General features: G+C 35.4%; 3 protein-coding genes and 1 pseudogene. All 4 read left to right on the forward strand.

Annotation, left to right across the window (positions count from 1 at the left end):
* A pseudogene (locus AQR02_RS12180) lies at positions 1–461 on the forward strand (hypothetical protein); the annotation flags it as partial.
* A gap of 20 nt (positions 462–481) precedes the next feature.
* Positions 482–1,456: an ATP-binding protein gene (locus AQR02_RS12185; protein WP_054940726.1), complete on the forward strand. Its 975-nt coding sequence runs from the start codon at positions 482–484 to the stop codon at positions 1,454–1,456.
* A 19-nt stretch (positions 1,457–1,475) separates the two neighbouring features.
* Complete coding sequence (locus tag AQR02_RS12190) at positions 1,476–2,966, forward strand: TniQ family protein (RefSeq protein ID WP_054940727.1); 1,491 nt, start codon at positions 1,476–1,478, stop codon at positions 2,964–2,966.
* A 26-nt stretch (positions 2,967–2,992) separates the two neighbouring features.
* On the forward strand, positions 2,993–4,141 hold the full coding sequence (locus tag AQR02_RS12195) for a tyrosine-type recombinase/integrase (RefSeq protein WP_054940728.1): 1,149 nt from the start codon (positions 2,993–2,995) through the stop codon (positions 4,139–4,141).
* Positions 4,142–4,288: the final 147 nt, after the last annotated feature.

Here is a 4,288-nt window from a genome sequence, read left to right on the forward strand (position 1 = left end):
TAAACAAGGAGCTTCATCTCCATGTTAATGTCGATGACCTACGTACTGTTAAAGCTTATCTGGAAGATGGTAGTGAGTTTGACTATCTTACTGCTGCAGGAAAGTGGTCATTAACACCACATTCTTTACAGACGCGAAAGGCTATAAACTCATTGGTTCAGCGAAAACTCATTCATTATACAACATGGGACGATCCAGTATTTATTTACACGGATTATTTGATGAAAAATGCAACTGAAGGAAAAAGAGGAGCAGCCAATAAAGTGACACAGGTAAGAGAGGCTTCTAATAAAAAGGGGAAACGAGTAAATGAACCTGCTGAACAAACCAAAGCACTGGAACAAGCAGAAAAATACAACCAAGCCCTCGAGGATGCAAGAGATTTTTCTAAAAAGAAACAATTATCTGATGAGATAGAAGTGTACGAACAGTTGCAAAAAATGTACAAAACGAGTCTTTAGGATAGAAAGGAGCAAAATTTATGGATAGACCAAATGTCCCAATAGGAACTCACCCAATAGAGCAGGGGCATTATCTGATGCCAACAAAAGAAGTCCTAAGACTAATGGTGAAAATAACCAATATTGTTGATAGCAGATTGCCAGGGATGATTGTTTATGGAAGACCAAGATTAGGAAAGACGTATGCTTTACGATTTGCTATTGAGAATTTACCTACAAGTATAGGGGTACCTTTGCCCATTTTAATGGCTAACAGCAACTCTTATAAGGTTCCGAATGAGGAAAAATTTTATTATGACCTCTTGTCGGATTTTAAATTTCCATTTCCAGCGGTAAGAAAGCCTGCTGAAATGAGACGCCAAATTGTAAATCTCATGCTTGAAAAAGCGGAGAAGTCCAAAATGCGAAGAATAATTCTCATTATGGATGAGGCACATCGCTTAACTGAGTTTCATTATAATTGGTTAATGGATATTTATAACCAACTAGACAGAGAGAATGTGAGTATGTCCGTTATTTCTGTAGGACAAGAAGAACTACTTTCTCGGCGCACGTTTTTTTTAGAACAAAAAAAATCCCAAATCATCGGTCGGTTTATGACACATGAACATCATTTTTACGGCATTCGCTCTGTAGAAGAAATGATGTTAGTTTTAAAGTGCTACGATTCAGCAGAAATTTCATGTTACCCTCAGAATAGTGATTGGAGTTTTACAAAATACTTTTTTTCCGATGCTTATAATAATGGGGAGCGTTTAGAAAAGGAAGGCAAGAATTTGTTTAATCTCTTTGAGAAAATACGTAAAGAGCATGGAGTTCGTTCTGTATTTGAGATCCCTATGGAATATTTTGCTTTTACGGTTGAAAATGCATTAAAGAAAAACGGTTCTCATGGTGATAGTCAATATTGGCTAACCGAGCCATTGTGGAGAGAGGCAATTGAATCTTCAGGGTATATTGAATCTGAAATATATATGGCCCTTGCCCAAGGATAAGGTGAGAGGGGGGAATACAATGGGTGCAATATGGAGAAAAGAATGGATCAGGCCATATGAATCGGCATGGTCCGTTTTTGAAAAGTTTAGTTATGCAAATATAATCAATAAATCCCTTATTCTAAGAACCTTTGGGACTGAGGATGTACTCTCTATTAAGAATAATCATCTAGGTAATCATGTAAGAGATCTACTTACTTTAAATGGCTTGGATGAACTAAAGGTTACTAAGCAATTTCAAGTGAATGTACACTCCCTAACAAGAGGAGTGATCCAAAACCTGTTGCATCCTTTGGGAAATACAGCGCGTAAAGAAGAATGGTTTTCATTACATATACGCTGGTGTCCTAAATGTATATTAAATGGATATCACAGTCTAATGCATCAATTCACTCTGTTTGAGATTTGTCCATTTCATAATGAACCCTTAAAAGATGAGTGTCCTGCCTGTAGACAAAAAACTCCATATATCCTTAGTGATACATATATGAGCTCCGCATTTACGTGTAAATGTGGATATCAGTATGCGGATCTATCAACTCGATGGCTTAAATGGGAAGTTGATACTTCAAAATTTATTAATACAGATATAGCGAAATGGATTGCTCCCGAACATCTAAAGACTTCGAACGAGCGTTTTATATATGTTCCAGAAAATTTAAACTTCAACATGCTTAATCAAGTCACAGAAAAAGGAAAAGGCAATCCGTTTATCGAATCGTCATTTTTTACATATAAGATCGATCCATCCGGAGATGCCCTTAAAGATAAAGTCTTGGAAAGCCTATATGAAGAAATATTTATGGATAATCGACAAATATTTAAAACGATAGACAAGCACATAAAAAAAACATATCGTCTCCATTTAGATTGTATCAAACGACTTCAATTGCTTTTAAAGGAAGAACAGGATGACTTTCCACCAATATGCCCAATTGCCTATGCTTATGTTTTTTGGAAACAGAGTTCACTAAGTTTGCCGAATTTCTACGGTCCTTTGCAAGGAGTGCCAAATAGAGGGAAGGAAAAGAGACAATTTAATGTCGTTTGCTTGCTTTATAAAGAAAGATTAAGCCATCTTTTTAGAGCAGCCAATAAAACGTTAAGTTATTTCGGAAGCGTGGATGGAGATGCACTGAGATGGATTATTAACAAAACTACAGCTTATCAACTTTATCAAATGTTTATAAATTGGTTAGATTTTGCTTTGTTAAATTCCAAAGAACTGTCTAAACCAAAGGGGAATGAGTACGAAAAGATCATACATTCAAATATGTTTTTTTTATTCGTTCTCAAGAGAGAAAATGAACGAATCCTATTACGATTTATTTGTACTCGTATTAACAAGAATAGGAAAATAAATATAAGTACTATCGATTGCAGAAGATGGAAAAATAAAGGGAAGTCGATGCGGTCTTTTTCACCTCTGGCTGTTTCAATGATGATTGACCAAAAACACAAAGAGCTGCAGGTATATGTGGATCAATATGTGACGAAACTAAATTTATAAGGAAGCAACAAGATGAGGTGAGTTAAATGAAGAGAAACAAAATATTAGCGTCTATTAACAGGTACGGCCACAACAAAGAGAACACAAATTTGGAAATGTATCAGTCTGAAATATTAAAAGATAGATGGGATGTCAGGAGGTTAGGGATTCCTTATAATACGACTAGGGCAGATTATTATCTTAGTTTTGAAAAAATCCCTGACATATACAAACCACTCATCAAAAAATATATACAGCATCGGTTGTTTGTACAGGATTCAATAAAATTTTCAACAGCAAGAAGTGAAGTTAATACACTTGTACCTTTTCTGAAATTCATTGTGCTTAAATGGCCAGATTGGACGGAGTTAACGAAACTCAACCGCTACGATATGGATGAGTACCTGAAAAGTTTAAAAAACACACCGATACGGGGAAATAAATCAACTAATTATAGGGGAAAGGAAGCGACTGATTATTATATCTGGCGAATGATAGGTGGTCTAGAAAATTTCTTGTATTTTATACAACGATATGAGTGGACTGAAGCACCTGAATTACCAATTAGGAAACTTATATATCAAGAAGATAGACCTAAGTTAAACCCAAAAAAAGACGAAGATTACAAACCGGTCTCTGATACTGTGTGGGAACAAATATTAAGTAATCTGGATAAACTCAACCATCAATATGCCACAATATTGCTCTTGTTGGAAGCAACAGGTAAGAGATTAATCGATATATTAAATCTGAAGAAAGATTCAATTATTCATATAACTGGTGACTATTGGATTAGATTTGAGAAAACTAACTCCAGATATGAATTTCCAATGGTGCCCATATCAAAAGAACTATCTGATTTGATAAATACTTATATAAGTAAAGTCGAAGAGTATTTTCCTGGAGAAAAAAATCCTGACAACTTAATTTTTATAAGATATGAAGGAAAGAAAGGTGTCGGTCGGCAAATTTTACAATTGTCTTTTTTAAGGAATCTAGATAGATTTGCCGAAAAAGCAAATATAAAAGACGAACCTGGGGAAATTTTTCATTTCACAGCCAATGGGTTTAAACATCGATATGGTATGAAGTTGATGAAAGCTGGCTTGAATATGGGTCAAATCCATCAATTGATTGCTAATGTCACATCTGAGATGCCAATGGTTTATGCACGAATGATTCAGAAAAATGGATAAGTAAGAAACCTAGGGTTGATCTTGTTGAAGATCAGCTTTTTTTGTTATCCTAAGAGGGAATAGATACATGTTCTTGTCCTTTAACGATATATGTTCTTGTCCTGTAGGAGGACAAGAACATAGTCCCATAACAGCCCGCGCCAAGCG

The organism is Paenibacillus ihuae (genome assembly GCF_001368795.1).
Taxonomy (GTDB): domain Bacteria; phylum Bacillota; class Bacilli; order Paenibacillales; family Paenibacillaceae; genus Paenibacillus_AQ; species Paenibacillus_AQ ihuae.

Bases quoted from the DNA above. Each gene is read 5' to 3' on its own strand.
- AQR02_RS12185 (WP_054940726.1), top strand. From the start codon at position 482: ATGGATAGACCAAATGTCCCAATAGGAACTCACCCAATAGAGCAGGGG.
- AQR02_RS12195 (WP_054940728.1), top strand. From the start codon at position 2,993: ATGAAGAGAAACAAAATATTAGCGTCTATTAACAGGTACGGCCACAAC.
- AQR02_RS12190 (WP_054940727.1), top strand. From the start codon at position 1,476: ATGGGTGCAATATGGAGAAAAGAATGGATCAGGCCATATGAATCGGCA.